At 54.5% G+C, this 16,008-nt stretch carries 9 protein-coding genes; 6 read left to right on the top strand and 3 right to left on the bottom strand.

Annotation, left to right across the window (positions count from 1 at the left end; translation table 11 throughout):
• Window positions 1-394: 394 nt before the first annotated feature.
• Both EST62_RS06705 and EST62_RS06700 read left to right on the top strand, forming a co-directional pair.
• Window positions 395-2,203, top strand: a complete 1,809-nt coding sequence (locus EST62_RS06705; protein WP_129051340.1) for a B12-binding domain-containing radical SAM protein — start codon at window positions 395-397, stop codon at window positions 2,201-2,203.
• A 304-nt stretch (window positions 2,204-2,507) separates the two neighbouring features.
• Complete coding sequence (locus EST62_RS06700) at window positions 2,508-3,164, top strand: HAD family phosphatase (protein WP_129051339.1); 657 nt, start codon at window positions 2,508-2,510, stop codon at window positions 3,162-3,164.
• Between the two features lie 132 nt (window positions 3,165-3,296).
• Here the strand turns inward: EST62_RS06700 and EST62_RS06695 are convergent, their stop codons facing one another.
• Window positions 3,297-4,919: a PAS domain-containing sensor histidine kinase gene (locus EST62_RS06695; protein WP_129051338.1), complete on the bottom strand. Its 1,623-nt coding sequence runs from the start codon at window positions 4,917-4,919 to the stop codon at window positions 3,297-3,299.
• 309 nt (window positions 4,920-5,228) lie between these two features.
• Here EST62_RS06695 and EST62_RS06690 point away from each other — a divergent pair, with 309 nt between their 5' ends.
• From EST62_RS06690 to EST62_RS06680, 3 genes are all read left to right on the top strand, one after another.
• Window positions 5,229-6,470 carry an MFS transporter gene (locus tag EST62_RS06690; protein WP_129051337.1) on the top strand — a complete coding sequence of 414 codons (1,242 nt, stop codon included), beginning with the start codon at window positions 5,229-5,231 and terminating at the stop codon, window positions 6,468-6,470.
• A gap of 253 nt (window positions 6,471-6,723) precedes the next feature.
• Window positions 6,724-7,725 carry an AAA family ATPase gene (locus tag EST62_RS06685; protein WP_129051336.1) on the top strand — a complete coding sequence of 334 codons (1,002 nt, stop codon included), beginning with the start codon at window positions 6,724-6,726 and terminating at the stop codon, window positions 7,723-7,725.
• On the top strand, window positions 7,725-10,370 hold the full coding sequence (locus EST62_RS06680) for a S8 family peptidase (RefSeq protein ID WP_129051335.1): 2,646 nt from the start codon (window positions 7,725-7,727) through the stop codon (window positions 10,368-10,370). The genes EST62_RS06685 and EST62_RS06680 overlap by 1 nt, the downstream gene beginning before the upstream one ends.
• 58 nt (window positions 10,371-10,428) lie before the next feature.
• On the opposite strand, the gene EST62_RS06675 is transcribed toward EST62_RS06680, so the two are convergent.
• Window positions 10,429-11,130 (bottom strand): DUF1003 domain-containing protein, encoded by a 702-nt coding sequence (locus tag EST62_RS06675; RefSeq protein ID WP_129051334.1) that lies wholly within the window; start codon window positions 11,128-11,130, stop codon window positions 10,429-10,431.
• 29 nt (window positions 11,131-11,159) lie between these two features.
• A complete protein-coding gene (uvrA, locus tag EST62_RS06670) occupies window positions 11,160-14,015 on the bottom strand; it encodes an excinuclease ABC subunit UvrA (RefSeq protein WP_129051333.1) in 2,856 nt (951 codons plus the stop codon).
• 220 nt (window positions 14,016-14,235) lie between these two features.
• Here uvrA and EST62_RS06665 point away from each other — a divergent pair, with 220 nt between their 5' ends.
• The gene (locus tag EST62_RS06665) at window positions 14,236-14,487 is read left to right on the top strand and encodes a hypothetical protein (protein WP_129051332.1); all 252 of its coding nucleotides are present in this window, start codon (window positions 14,236-14,238) and stop codon (window positions 14,485-14,487) included.
• Window positions 14,488-16,008 lie beyond the last annotated feature (1,521 nt).

The raw sequence follows: 16,008 nt of genomic DNA, 5'->3' as shown, positions 1-16,008 counted from the left end.
TTTTATAGGCTTCTTCAAAAAAAGATTTTTTTTCTATGAGATCAGCCTGAACGGTGATAACTGAAACGGCATTCCGAGGCCGCCGCGTTCTGGCCGAGCCGGGCGAACTCAACTGGAGCTGCCAGTGATTTACCGCCCCAATCCGCCGCTTCCCGATTTTTTTATCGCCGATAATCGTCCATGCGCTTTGTTGGGAGCGTTCCCCTTACGTTTGTCGGCGCAGTCGAAGCCGACTTGCTGTTTTGCAACGGAGCGCTTCGTTCCGACAAATTGGGTCGGCCATACAGAATCTGTATATTCACGCTATACGCGCCGTGCCCGCCGGTCGGAGGAACTTCGCGTTTCCATCCATCGTTCTCCTTGATCTGAACCCAATCCGGAGCTCTGCCACCTTATGGCGTATTACAAGAATATCTGCTTTGTTGAGGCTCCGCAGGCCATCGTTACGCCGTTTCCGAGGTTTATCAGCGACTGTATCGGCGTTTGCTATCTGGCTGCCGCCGTGGAGGATATCGTCGAGAGCATGGCGATGCCGGAGAACTATTACAATGACGGGATTTTCGAGAGCTTCGAGAAGTTGCTGAAAGAGCGTTCGTTCGATCTCGTCGCTCTCTCCTCGATGACCGGCTGCTTTAACAATGCGGAGCGGCTGGCGCGAATCGCCGGGAAGCACGGCGTGACGGTGGTGATGGGCGGGTTCCACCCGACCGCGCTGCCCGAAGAGGTGCTCGATCTCGGTTGCGTCGATCTGGTGGTCGTCGGCGAGGGGGAGGCGACCTTCCGGGAGCTGGTCGAAAAGGGGCCGTCGCGCGAGGTCAAAGGGCTCTGTTGGAAGGAGAATGGCGAGTTCGTTTATACCGGAATGCGGGAGCTGATTCAGGATGTCGATTCGATCCGGTTTCCACTCCGTTCGCTTCGCCCGAAGCGATTTGGCGAAAAAAGTGACGACTACACCATCGACACGATCTACACCTCGCGCGGCTGCCCGTGGGTTTGCTCGTTCTGCGCGAACGACAAGATGCACAAGCATTGGCGTGGTCGGACGGCCGAGAACGTCGTCGAGGAGATCGCCCAACTGCACGACCCAAAAAAGAAGAAGCTGCTCAAAATCTGGGACGCCAACTTCCTGACCAACATCAAGCGCGTCGAGAAAATCTGCGATCTCATGATCGAGCGCGGGCTGACCAACTTCAGGATCGTCACCGAGACGCGGGCCAAGGATGTGATTCGGGCCGAGCGGATTCTGCCGAAGCTTCGCAAGATCGGGCTGAACAAGGTGGGCCTCGGCATCGAGAGCCCGAACCCGAAGACGCTCGCCTTGATGAACAAGCAGAACTCGCTCGACGAGGTGAGTACGGCGATCAATCTGCTCAACCAGTTCGGCGTTGGCTCCGAGGGGTACTTCATCGTCGGCCACTACTCGGAGAGCGTCGAGGATACAATGGCCTATCCGAAATTCGCCCGTACGCTCGGCCTGCGCCAGACCCTTTTTATGGCGATGACCCCCTATCCCGGTACGCGGATTTTCGAGGAGTACGCACGCGACGACAACATCACCTCGCGCGACTGGGATATGTACAACAACTTCGTGCCGGTGATCCGCACGGCGCACATGGAGAACCGCGACATCATGCGCATGATGGTCTATTGCAACGTGGCCTTCTGCGACTACCGCTCCGTGCTCAAGCGCGACGACAATCGCGGCGTACTGCTCACGTTCCTGAAGGACTTGTTTCAGCTCGTGTTCCTCCTGAAGGTCAACAAAACGCTCGACTGCAAGGAGGCTTCGCAGATTGTGTTCGAGGCGTTCGAGCTGTGGCTCGGTACCTCGCCGACGCTCGACTACGCCAGAACGCCGCCCCCGCCGCCGCTCAAACAGCCGACCGGCGTGTGCCTCTTGCACGCGGCATCGGAAGAGCGGATTGACTTCGTCGTCGAGCAGGCGGGCGGCAGGCGGGTGCTGAAGCTGCGCAAGGTTGCGTCGAGCGAGCCGACGGAGTTTCCGGTCGTAAGCCTCGACAAGGTGGTCGATGCCGCCTTTTCGCTTTCGATGGACGCGCTCATGCGGCTGCTCTACCGCAACGAACTGATGCGCAACAACCCGCGCCTCACCACCCGCCAGGTGCTCGCGCTCCTGGCCGACCGCGACATCCGCCAGGTCGCGCTGCGCTTCTGGCGGCTCTATCGCGGGTGTTTGCGGTGAAGGGATGGGGGGCGATGGCGAGAGTAGCATCCACCGATGGCAATTGTTTTCACAGAAAGCAATTGGGCTGAAGCCCATGATAGAATATGTGCTCTTAAACCCCGGCTTGAAAGCCGGGGCAATTATGAAATTCTCCGGCGATTAAAATTCTTAAACACTTGCCCCGGACTTTAGTCCGGGGTTTGTGGATAACACAAAATAATCAGGGTTTTAGCCCAATTTTTGATTGTTGCCGCGATCGAACAGATGATAATTGGATTCCGATGACGGGAAAAACCTTAATCAACGACAATAACGGACTTTCATGATCGAAGCGATTCTCTGGGATAATGACGGGCTTCTGGTGGATAGCGAGGCGGTTTTTTTCGAGATGACGCGGCGCTTTTTTGCCGATGCCGGTTTGCAGATCGATGAGGAGTTCTGGGGTATCGAGTACCTCGGCAACGCGCGGCACAGCGGCGAGCTGGCCCGCGAGCTTGGGCTTGAGCCGGAGCTGGTTCGTCCGCTGCTTGACCGGCGCAACGCAGCGTTTGTCGAGCGTCTGCAACGCCCTGTGCCGCTCATGCCGAAGGTTCGCGAAACCATCCAGGCGCTCTCTGGCGAGGTTCGGCTGGCGGTGGTGACGGGCAGCGACCGCGACAAGGTGCTGCTGATGCACGCCTCGCACGGGCTGCTCGACCGCTTCGAGGTGATCGTCACCGGTGACGAGGTCGAGCAGCCGAAGCCCCATCCGGAGCCGTACCTGAAAGCGATGGAGCTGCTCGGCGTCGAGCCGGAGCAGTGCCTGGCGGTGGAAGATTCGCGGCGCGGCCTCGACTCGGCGGTGGCCGCCGGGCTGCGGTGCATCGCCGTACCCAACGCGCTGACCCGCGTGCAGCGCTTTGAGGGCGCCCATGCGGTGGAGGCCGACGTGTCGGGCGTTCTGAAGCACGTCAGCGCGACGCGCCTTTTCGGTCGATGAAGCGCGGGCGAAAAGGCGAGAGTTCTCTTTTCATCCAAATCCAAATCCAAATCCAAATCCAAATCGATTCCGATCCCGATGCCAATATGCTTCCGGGTCAGGAATCATCCTTTCCTGAGCGATACATCGCCCTCAGATATTTTCAATTTTGCTGTTCAGCACCCGGTCGATGGTTTTCATGAAGTCGTCGATGCCGAAGGGTTTCTGGATGAAGTTCGTTTCATTTCCGTGCGTCCAGCTCCGGACTATATTTTCCGGCGCGTGGGCCGACATAAGCAGGAGCTTCATCGAGGGGTTTCGCTGCATGAGCAGGCGGCTCATCTCCATGCAGTCCATGTCTGGCAGCATCATGTCAGACACCACCAGGTCGAGAGGCCGGGTGCAGCAACCGGCGATGCGCAGGCACTCGTCGGCATCTTTGGCAGTGAGCACGGTGAACTCTCGGATTTCGAGAATGTCCTGGATCAGCTTGAGGATGAATGGTTCATCGTCAACGACCAGAATCGTCTCCTTCGCGTTCGGAGCGGCGTTCTCTTTTCCGGTGTTCGCCGCTTGCCCGTCGCCCTCGTTAAGGTATATCGGCAGATAGATATGGAAGGCCGTTCCCCTGCCCGTTTCCGACCGGCATTCGATGCGCCCCTTGTTCTGCATCACGATGCCGTAAACCGTTGAGAGGCCGAGGCCGGTGCCTTTGCCAAACTCTTTGGTGGTGAAGAACGGCTCGTAAATATGGGGCAGTGCGCTCGGCTCGATGCCGCTTCCGGTATCGCTGACCGTGATTTTCGCATACGCTCCCGGAGCGAACGCTGCATGGCTGCTCGCACAATCGCCGGGGTCGAGCTTGGTGGTTTGGCACCCGATCCGGATACAGCCGTTGCCGGTGATGGCGTCACGCGCGTTGACGAGCAGGTTCGAGAGAATCTGGTCGAGCTGCACGGGATCGAGCTTTACCTGAACCGGTTCGTTGCATGGCGTCCATTCGAGCCGGATGCCTTCGCCGATGAGGCTCCGGTGCAGGCGCAGGCACTCTGGCACCGCGCCGTTCAGCTCGAACACCTGCGGTTCGGCTACCTGCTTGCGCGCAAAGGCGAGCAACTGGCGGGTCAATTCCACCGACCGGGTTGCGAGCTTGTGGATGTCCGAAATGTTCGAGGCGGCGGGACTGGCGGGATCGAGCTTTTTGAGCGCCAGCTCCGTGTTGCCGATGATTGCCGAGAGGGCGTTGTTGAAGTCGTGGGCGATGCCTCCGGCAAGCTGGCCGACCAGCTCCATTTTCTGGAACTGCAAGAGCTGCTCCTGAAGCTTTTTCTGCCGACTTTCAATCTCTTTGATTTCGGTGATTTCGGTCACGACCGCCACCACGCAGGGCCGACCCTCGATGATGGCCCGTTTGCCGCGGACCATCGCCCATTTATAGGGCGGCCCGCTTTTGTGGTACATTCTGAACTCGGCGCTCTGTTCGGTATCGAGATCGATGATGTCGCGCATTTTCCGACTGATTTCGGGGAGGTCATCGGGGTGCACCCGCTTCAGCGGATTGATGCCTGGCATTTCATTGTCGGCCAGGCCATTGATGGTGTCGCGCGAAAAGCGGTTCCAGCCGACCAGGCGCATCCGCGCATCGACGATGATGACCGAGGCCGGAATGGCGTCGTACAGTTCGCTGACCCCGGCCAGGGTGTTGCGGGTGCCCGATGGGTGGGCGTTATCGGAAAAAGCGGGGGCCGGAATCGGTGTGTGCAGATTTTCAGGCATGGAGATGGATTGACGCTGCGGCTTGATAAACGGTTATCATCGATCCTCGACCACCGAGGGTGATCGTTTCTCGATATGGTTCAGAACGCATTGACTACGACAGACAAAAGGAATCTATACTTTTTTATAAAAATGATGCAGAGTGTTTACAACACGAAGTTAAATCCGGTTGGCTGAAGCCGTCACCGCAGTCAGAATATGAAACGGTATCGCACACTCGATTACCGGAATTTCTGACTACGGGTTATATCCCGGAAAAGGTTTTATTTTGCGTTCTTCTATCATCAACCCTTTATCCGTTCTCCCCTTATGCAGGACTCATCCCGCGCGAGCATTCGCGACGTTTTCTCTCTTCCGGTCATCGTGGCCGCCCTCGGTTATTTCGTCGATATTTACGACCTCGTGCTCTTCAGCATCGTGCGCGTGCCGAGCCTCAAGGCGTTTGGCCTGCAGGGCCAGGAGCTGATCGATTACGGCGTCTTTCTGCTCAACATGCAGATGATCGGCATGCTGCTCGGCGGCATTTTGTGGGGCTGGCTGGGCGACGTGAAGGGGCGGCTGAAGATCATGTTCGGCTCGATCCTGATCTACTCGCTGGCCAACATCGCCAACGGTTTCGCCACCTCGCTGGAGGCCTACGCCGTGCTGCGTTTCATTGCGGGCGTCGGGCTGGCCGGGGAGCTGGGGGCGGGCATCACGCTGGTTTCGGAGATTCTGCACACCAAGGTTCGCGGCTACGGCACGATGCTGGTCGCCTCGATTGGCGTCACCGGCGCGATTCTGGCCAACGCGGTGGCGACGCACTACGATTGGCGCACGGCCTTTTTCATCGGCGGGGCGCTGGGTCTGGTGCTGCTGGTGGCGCGGTTCAAGGTCTCCGAATCGGGCATGTTCCAGACGATGGAGAACAAGGCGGCGGTCAGCAAGGGCAACCTCCTGGCGCTCTTCACCAGCCGCGACCGCTTTTTCCGCTATCTCAATTCGATTCTCATCGGCGTGCCGATCTGGTTCGTCGTGGGCGTACTCATCACCTTCTCGCCGGAGTTCGCCACGGCGCTCGGCATCAAGGGGGCGGTGTCGGCGGGCAACGCCGTGATGTTCTGCTACCTCGGCCTGGTCTTCGGCGACCTGAGTAGCGGCTTGCTCAGCCAGGTGCTGCAAAGCCGCAAAAAGGCGGTGCTGGTGTTTCTCGTGCTGAACATCGTCTCCATCGCGCTCTACTTCATGCAGCGCGGCGCGACGCCGACGTTCTTCTACTGGGTCTCGTTCGCCCTCGGTTTTTCCGGCGGCTACTGGGCGATTTTCGTGACCGTCGCCGCCGAACAGTTCGGCACCAACCTCCGCGCGACGGTAGCCACGACCGTGCCGAACCTCGTGCGCGGCATGGTGGTGCCGATCACGATGCTCTTCCAGTTCACGCGCGGCCAGTTCGGCCTCGAAGGCGGCGCGATTATCGTCGGCGCGATCTGCATGGTCGCAGCGTTTGTTTCGCTCGCCGCGCTGGAGGAGACGTTTCACAAAGACCTCGATTACTTCGAGGAGTTTTTGTGAGTTGGGTTGGATTGGGGCGGATGGGACGATGTGCCAGTGGAAGATGTAGGATACGGAGAATCTTTCTTACAGTTCCAATGTTGGGCAAGTTATCCAGAGATTTTTATTTATCATGATTAAGTTGATTAAAGATGAAAATACGGTTGTTTTTGCTCATGATGATAGAATTTTTTGAATATTCATGATCCTGTCTTAAACAGTGCTTTAAGCGTATATTGTGAGGTGTGGCAGTAACAAGACGAGGAGATAAGAGATGGCAAGAGCAGATTTGTTAATACGGTTAGTTCAATTCGGGATGCGAGGTGATAAAGTCTCTTTTAGAAAGGTTGTTGAGGCGATCATTGCTGAAGAGCGAACCAAACAGCATACAGTTTTGGCTGAGAAGCTTGAAGAGATACTTAATGTATCACCAATTGAACGCACACTTACTAATGGTGCGGGGCCTATGCTAGATCCGCGTATGGGGAACTTGTTTCATGAGGTGATGCCTCAGCGAAAGCTATCGGAGCTTATTCTTCCTCATGAGGTGCAGCAAATTTGTGTAAGCCTGATTCAGGAGCAGTACAGGGCAGATTTGTTAAGGTCATATAATCTGGAACCTCGTAACCGACTGCTTCTCATCGGGCCTCCGGGCAATGGCAAGACATCATTGGCAGAAGCCATTGCCGAAGCTCTTATGGTGCCTCTACTTGTTGTTCGCTATGAGAGTGTTGTGGGTACATACCTTGGGGAGACTGCCGTTCGGCTGAAAAAATTGTTTGAGTATGCCTCTACTCGCAGATGCGTTCTCTTTTTCGATGAGTTTGAGACTCTTGGGAAAGAGCGCGGCGATCTGCACGAGACCGGTGAAATTAAGCGCGTTGTGAGTTCATTGCTCATGCAGATTGATAACCTTCCAAGCCACGTCATGGTCATCGGTGCAACCAATCATGCAGAGCTTTTAGATCGCGCTGTATGGCGACGTTTCCAAGTGCGAATGACGCTACCCGCACCAACTCGGGATCGTCTTACAGAATGGTTTGAAAAGTTTGAGCGTCGAATCAATATTTCACTGGGATACGCACCAGGCACTTTGGCAAAACGTCTCTTGGGGTCGAATTTTGCAGAAGTCGAAGAGTTTGGGATGACTGTATTTCGTCAATATGTGCTTGAGCAGCCGAATGCAAGCATGAAAAATATCGTTACCAATACCCTTCAGAATTGGTCTGCCAGATCTGTGACAGTAACGCAACAAGACGAAATGGAGCTTGTCTGATGCCTGAACGCCCATTACTTCTTTTCCCAACGCCTGAAATCGCTTCTCGTTCAACGCTTGGTGGTGGTGGAGGTCGTGTAAAAAGGCCAACGCCGCAACGGCAATGGGCGCGGCTTTCTCCAGTCTTCAGTCAACTCCAGACCGCATTGGATGCCAGACGAATTGAAATACAACAGAGTGCTGCTGATGTAATTCCAGAACAAGTTCTTGTGATGGAGACCGTCGGAAGTATCGAAAACTTTGCCAATGCGGTTAAGCGCATTGATGGTCTCGAATGGATGGGTGAAATTGAGATTGATGAAATTACCCCGGATGAAGAGTTTTATGATGAAACCAAACCTGACAAAGAGCTAAGTGGGCGTTTATATCTCGTGATGACCAATCAGCGAGCCCTTGATGAGATGCTGTCTCTCTGGCGACGTTACCAAGCCGATCCAAACATGCAGTTTGAGCTTGGTTTTAAGAAGTTCCGCGATGTGTTCCTACACATGAAAAGCATCCGTCGATGGGACGTTCAGGACAGACTTCTTGAAACCGGCTTGATCGATATCTGGCAAGAGAATCTTGAATACGATGGCGAGCGGTTCATTTCATTTGAGGCTGAACTTTGGTTTCGTGGTAGCAACGAACTTCGAGCAGCCAGCACGAGTTACGTCACGAATCTTGTTCAGCAAGCGGGCGGACGAATACTAAACCAGTCCGTGATTGAGGGGATTGCCTACCATGGACTCTTGGCGGAACTCCCTGCTCATGCCATTAGAGCTATCATTGAGAGTCCTGCAACTGAACTGGTTAAATGTGAAAATGTCATGTTCTTTAGGCCTGTTGGTCAAATTACGGCAGGAGACGAATCCCCAGAGGGCGACGTAGAAATTGCCCAGATTGAAGAAATTCCATTGCCTACGGAAGACCCTATCGTGGCTCTTTTTGATGGTCTTCCGTTGGCTAATCACCGGTTGCTAGCAGGTCGTTTGGTTATTGACGATCCAGATAACTGGGCGGCTGAATATTCTGCCTCAGAGCGGATTCATGGAACATCAATGGCGTCATTGATTGCTCATGGCGATCTTAATCAGCCATCGTATCCAATGAGTCGGCGGATCTATGTACGGCCTATTATGAAACCAATGGAATGGCTCAATACGCCACGACCTGAGGGGATTCCGGAAAACTTTTTGGTGGTCGATCTTATCCATAGAGCAGTTAAGAGATTATTCGAGGGTGATCAGGAAGAAGGCGCAGTTGCTCCTCAAATTAAAGCGATCAATTTGTCAATTGGTGATCGATCTCTTCAATTCGCACAGTCCATGAGCCCAATTGCCAGATTGCTGGACTGGTTGAGCGTGAAATATGGTGTGCTTTTTATTGTGAGTGCGGGGAACCATCCAACTGCGATTTCCTTGGGAATATCTCGCGATGAATTCAATTCTCTTGGGGCAGAAGAAATAGAGGTGGCGACTATAAAGGCTCTATATAGAGATGCTCGAAATAGGAAACTGCTTGCACCTGCAGAAACGATTAACGGAATCAGTGTTGGCGCTGTTCATCATGATAATGCGGAAATTTCTTACCAGAGAAGCAGGATTAACCCATTTGAAAATCTTCTACCGAGTCCTGTATCAGCATTTGGTAGCGGATACAGACGTGCAATTAAGCCAGATGTTGTTTACTACGGAGGGCGTCAGTTGTATCGGTTACCTTTTCAACAGACTAATTCTGCCATCATTGAACCGGCGATTTTTCGAGTCTCACCCGGAAACAAAACAGCATCTCCGGGAAGTCTTCCGGGTGAATTAGATGCCACTTCATATAGTTGTGGAACGAGCAACGCAACAGCATTGCTCAGTAGGGCCGCGTGTATTTGTTACGACTCTCTGCAGGAAATCTTTAGTGAACAATCGGGCGAAGTCGATCTGAGAGGTTATGAAGTACCACTAATGAAAGCAATGCTGGTGCATGGCTGTTCGTGGGGTGATATTGGCGACCACCTAAAGTCCCGAATTGAAAACTCTGATCTTGGAATGGAAATTAGAGCGCGAGCTGAATTACTGTATACCAGGCCAGCTGATATTTCCAACGAAATTGGCAGACAATATAAATCTCTTATAGCTCGATGGATTGGCTATGGGCTTCCAGATGTTGACCGTGTTTTAGACTGTACAGATCAGAGAGCTACTTTACTTGGTTTTGGTGAGCTTTCCGATGGTAACGCTCACGTTTTTCGACTGCCGTTACCGCCATCTCTCAGTGCCCGTCCAGAACGAAGACGCTTAACCGTGACTCTTGCTTGGTTTTCGCCAATTTCACCAACTACTCAGAAGTACCGCATAGCAAGCTTGTGGTTTGAGGTTAACAATAAAGGTTTGGCTCCATTGCGTCAAAATGCAGATTGGCAGGCTGTGAAGCGAGGAACGGTCCAGCATGAAGTATTTGAAGGTCAGAGTGCAGAGCCAATTAACGAAGGGGATGTCATCGAAATTAAAGTGAACTGCCGTGAGGATGCTGGGAAAATTCATCGTCCTGTCACGTATGGGTTAGTCGTATCACTTGAAGTGGCGGAGGGTGTAGATATTGCTGTTTACAACGAAATCAGAACCCGCATTGCACCTGCGATTCAGATTCAGCAGGCCACAGATCATGATTAAAGAAAAGCCACGTAAATACCTGTGCATTCTCGTGCATGAATCTCTCCTTCCCCCTCCCTTACTTCTTCTCCCTCAGCTCATTGATCAGCTCCATCTGAATCTCCTGAATTTCGACCAGCCGTTCCCATTGTTTTGAGAGCAGGTGGTCAACCTTTTGGTGGAGCTGGCGGATTTCGAGTTCGGCTTTGAGGTTGACTTTGTAGTCGTAGATCGCTCGCTGGCGGTCGCGCTCTTCCTGGCGGTTTTGGCTCATCATGATCACCGGGGCCTGGAGGGCGGCGAGCGTCGAGAGTACGAGGTTGAGCAGGATAAACGGGTAGGGGTCGAACGGTTTGGTGAAGAGCGCCAGCAGGTTCACGCCGATCCAAATGGCGATGAATACGCCGAAGATGATGATGAACTTCCAGCTTCCGCCGAAACTGGCGATGATATCGGCCATGCGTTGGCCAAGCGTCAGTTTTTTTTCGAAATCTATTTCCGGGTTTGCAGCCAGAAGCTCATGTTTCCTGAGTCCCTCGATCACCTCCTTGTCCAGCTCGGTCAGCTCGCCCTTCTCCTCTTCGAGCAGCGATTCGACATAGCGGTGCTGGAAGAGCTGCAAGTCGTCCATGCAGATCCAGCCCTCCTCGTTCCAGCTTCCGGTTTTCTTCTGGATGATCTTCGAGACGGCGGGCCGCACGATCATCGCCCGGCGCAGCTCCGAGCGCTGTTTCGTTCCGCAAATCTGGCACTCGGGCGTCTGCGTTTCGGTCGCGGTCATGATGATCGGGCGTTGATGGTTTTCGGCGCTCAGGCGGTTCCCGTCAAAATATCGCCGGAGTCGAGCTTGAGGTAGTGGCCCGTGTGCGTGTCGGCCCGGCGGGCGATCTCTTCCGGCGTGCCCGTGGCGACGACTTCGCCGCCGCCGTTGCCGCCTTCGGGGCCGAGGTCGATGACCCAGTCGCTGTTGCGCACGATGTCGAGGTTGTGCTCAATGACGATGACCGTGTTGCCCTTTTCGACCAGCTTGCGCAGCACGGCCAAGAGGTGCTGGATGTCCTGGAAGTGCAGGCCGGTGGTCGGCTCGTCGAGGATGTAGAGCGTTTTGCCGGTCTGGATTTTGGCCAGCTCCGCCGAGAGCTTGATGCGCTGCGCTTCGCCGCCGGAGAGCAGCGGGGAGGGCTGGCCGAGCTTGAGGTAGCCGAGCCCGACGCTCTGCATCGTATCCAGAATCCGGCGGATGCGCGGGAAATCCTCGAAGAACAGGGCGGCCTCTTCGATGGGCATTTCAAGTACGTCGGCGATGGACTTGCCTTTGTACTTGACCTGCAAGGTTTCGCGGTTGTAGCGCTCGCCCTTGCAGTGTTCGCACTGCACATAGACGTCCGGCAGGAAGTTCATCTCGATCTTGCGGGTGCCCGCGCCCTGGCACACCTCGCAGCGCCCGCCCTTGACGTTGAAGCTGAAGCGGCCCGCCTTGTAGCCGCGAATCTGCGCTTCGGGCAGGCGGGTGAAGAAGTCGCGGATGAAGGTGAACGCGCCGGTGTAGGTGGCCGGGTTGGAGCGCGGCGTGCGGCCAATCGGCGACTGATCGACGTTGACCACCTTGTCGATCAGCTCGATGCCGGTGACGGCGTCGCAGGGCAGGGCGAGCAGCTTGGAGCGGTAGAAGTGACGCGCCAGGAGCGGGTAGAGCGTTTCGTTGACGAGGGTCGATTTGCCGGAGCCGCTCACGCCGGTGACGCTGATGAGCGAGCCGAGCGGGAATTCGGCATCGACGTTTTTCAGATTATTGCCCCGGCACCCTTTCAGTTTCAGAGAGCGCTGTTCTCTCTCCTTGCCGTTCTCCGAATATGGAACCGAGACCGAGAGCGTGCCGTTCAGGTAGCCCGCCGTCACCGAGTCGGGGCCGAGCGTCGAGGCCGTGCCTTGCGCCACGACGAGGCCGCCGTGCTCGCCCGCGCCGGGGCCGAGGTCGATGATCTGGTCGGCCTGAAGCATCGTGTCCTTGTCGTGCTCGACCACCAGCACCGTGTTGCCGAGATCGCGCAGGCGGTGCAGCGAGTCGATGAGCTTGTGGTTGTCGCGCTGGTGCAGGCCGATGCTCGGTTCGTCGAGCACGTAGAGCACGCCCGAAAGCTGCGAGCCGAGCTGCGAGGCGAGCCGGATGCGCTGCGCTTCGCCGCCGGAGAGGGTCTGCGAGTTGCGGTCGAGCGCCAGATAGCCGAGGCCGACGTTGAGCAAAAAGTCGATGCGCTTGGTGATTTCGTGCAGCACCGGCGCGGCGACGAGCTTCTCCTTTGCGGTGAGCTTCGGCGGCAGAAGCCGGAAGAACTCCAGCGCGTCGGGCAGCGGCAGCGCCTCGACCTCGGCGATGTTCAGGCCATCGACCTTGACGTGCAGGCTCTCCTGCTTCAGCCGCGCCCCGCCGCACACCGGGCAGCTCTGGCGGATCATGAAGCTCTCGGCCCACTCCCGCAGCTTCGGCGTGCTGGCGTTCAGCCGCACCTCCTCGACGTAGGGCACCGCGCCCTGGAAGGTTTGCGGATAGAGATGCTCCTTGCCCGCGTAGCTGTAGCCGACGTCAAAGGTTTTGCTGCCGGAGCCGTAGAGCAGGATGTCGAACGCCTCGGCGGGAATTTTCGCCAGCGGCGTGGAGAGTGAAAAGTCGTACTGTTTGGCGATGGCGCGGATCACCTGCCAGAGGTTGCGCTTGCCAGGCTTGCCGAACGGCTCGATCGCGCCGTCATCGAGCGAGCGCGTCATGTCGGGCGCCATCAGCTCCGCCGAGAGCTGCATGACTTCGCCGAGGCCGTTGCACTCCGGGCAGGCTCCATAGGGCGAGTTGAAGCTGAACTGGTTCGGCGCGAGCACATCGACCGGCACGGTACCGTCCGCGTAGGCGTACTGCGTACTGAAGTACAGTTCGCCGCGTTCCGGATCATCCGTATCGCAGATCACCGACGATTTGTGCTCCGACATCGAAATGGCGAGATTGACCGACTTCGTGAGCCGCTCGCCGATGCCCGGCCCCGCCACCAGCCGGTCAACCACCAGCTCGATGTTGTGGCTCTTGTAGCGTTCGAGCTGCATTCCCGCGACGAGTTCCACGTACTCGCCATCGATGCGCGCCCGCAGAAATCCCTTCTTGACGAGCCGCTCGAACAGCTCGCGGTAGTGGCCCTTTCGGCCTGTCACCAGCGGCGAGAGAATCTGGAGCTTCGCGCCCTCCGGCAGCGCCATGATCGCCTCGCAGATGCTCTGTTCGCTCTGCTTCTGGAGCATCTGGCCCGTCACCGGATCGTAGCGCCGCCCGGCCTTCGCGTAGAGCAGCCGCACGAAATCGTGGATTTCGGTCACGGTGCCCACCGTCGAGCGCGGCGAACGGCTGGTGCTCTTCTGGTCGATCGAGATCACCGGCGACAGCCCTTCGATGAAATCGACATCGGGCCGTTCGATGTTGCCGATGAACTGCCGTGCGTAGGGCGAGAGCGTCTCCATGAAGCGGCGCTGTCCCTCGGCGTAGATCGTATCGAACGCCAGACTCGACTTGCCCGACCCCGAAATGCCGGTAATGACGACCAGCTTGTTGCGGGGAATGTCGAGCGAGATGTTCCTGAGATTGTGAACCCGAGCGCCTCGTATGCTGATGTGGCTGAAATCCATTCGCGGTGTTATGGTGAACCTCTGAAATTCCTGTACCTCAATCTATCAATGTTCCTTGAAACGGCAACGGTCAAGAAGCGGTTCGTCGCTTTCAACCGCCGCGGATTCAATAAGGTTTCGTGACTGCGAAAAAAGTGAGAAAATTACGAGGAGGCAGCATAGGTGCCTGGCGCGGTGGATTAGCCCATGTACCGGCGAGTCTGAGGATCACGGAGATCAGGTGTCATCTGAAGAAGAAGCGCGGCAAGCAGCAACAGAAACTCCAGAGCTGTTCTGTCAATCGATGACGAGCCACCTCCGTCATTTTGCCTCAACAGGCGCGAATCGGTTTGGGGTAAAGCGTGTTCGGCATGAAGCTCCCGCCATGAATGGCCGTGCTTTGGTTGCGCCCCGCATTATTATGGGACAGATATTAACCTGTTTCGCGGGAATACGATTTATTGGTGATGCGAATTATGTAGTGAAATATTGATATTTTTATTGCAACTGTAATCTTTTTGGAAAAATTCAGTGAATTTTTCAATGATCTCATTCTGTTTTTCTTTAAGTTACATATAATTATATGTGCTTAAATATTCCTCTTTTTGAGTGTTTGAAAAGATGGTAAAATCAACAAAAATATTGCAACAAATAATGGATGTGGTTGTCGTTGAAAAGATATGATTGTGGTTATGAAGTATTATTCAGATTGTGTAATTCTTTTCAAGAACGCAATACATCGTTTTTGGCGCAACAATTATGCCGTTGCTTTACAGTTTGGTTAAAAGATATATGGTATGTAAACTTTGAGAAAAAGTACTGAAAATTGAAAATATTATTTGTATATTTTTTACGTCAATTGATAGGTTTCTTGTTTGATGGCCTTTTTCCGATGCTCTTCGATCAGTTTTGAGATGTGTTTGATTCATGTTGAAGGTTGCTGTCAATGATGCGCCGTCTTATGGTTTTTTTGAATAAAAAAGCAGTAATATGATGATACCTTACAAAAATATACACCGTTTATCATCCATTCTCGCATATGAAATTGGTGATGAATCAATCAGGATTGAATTCGTTTCCGGAGCTGTGCGCAACTACACGTACGAGAATGTAGGCCGGGATCATGTCGAGGCTATGAAACGATGCGCAATCAAGGGAAAAGGTCTCGGTTCTTATGTGATGAATAACGAACGTCATTTTGTTGCTTTAAGGGAGCGGCGAGTTGAACGGAACAAAATATAGCAGGCGCGCATCAACTGCTTTGGCATGAGAGTTGTGGCCGCGTTTCTATCAAAATGCGGCGATTGTTCAATGCGAATTCTCAAACCCTGATGAGGGATTTTTACGTTTAAAGTTACTGACGAGTTCAAGCCGCGGCAAAAGACGTCGCAGAGGGGGATTTCTAAAACATAAGCGCCTTTCCGTTGCTGTATTGTTCCGATAGCTATCGGAAAGCGTTTTTTGCGCCTTCCCTCTTTTGTGGCTTTTCAGGACTCTCATCACACTTCCCGGCAGTACCCCGTACTCCAGGACGTAATCAAGGTTCAGCTTGCTGATGGCTCGGTTATTTCTGCGTCCATCTCCCGTTACGCTTTTATTGCTTCATCAACAAGGTATCGCAAGGAAGTTCTGGAGAAAAGTCTGTCATGCCCAGTGCGTTTGTCGTATAAGGATGAGTTTATCTTCTTTTAAAAAATGAACTTATCGCTCCTGCCACAATAAGGCGCAATCGCCGCCGTCGGGAGAGATTGGGTTTGGGCACGGATTTATTCTGTCTTATCCGTAAACCCAGGGCTGAAGTCCGGAGTAACTGTTTAATAGTTGTAATCGCTTTTTTAATAAAGTCTTATAGCTTAACCTTGACAAGCAAAGGGGGGCGCCAAAGGGTGTTGCGAAAAAATTATTGTTCCGACGAGTCGGGATTGGGCGTCGCTCGAAATCTGTTCATCGGCTTGTAAACCGGAGCGACATCGAACGCATGAACCCGGGTGTCTGGAGTATTGGCCCCCCCCGC

Source organism: Chlorobaculum sp. 24CR, from assembly GCF_004118635.1.
In the GTDB taxonomy this organism is placed as follows: Bacteria; Bacteroidota; Chlorobiia; order Chlorobiales; family Chlorobiaceae; genus Chlorobaculum.
Note: the sequence above shows the minus strand (reverse complement) of the source record. Positions and strands in the feature narration are given on the sequence as shown.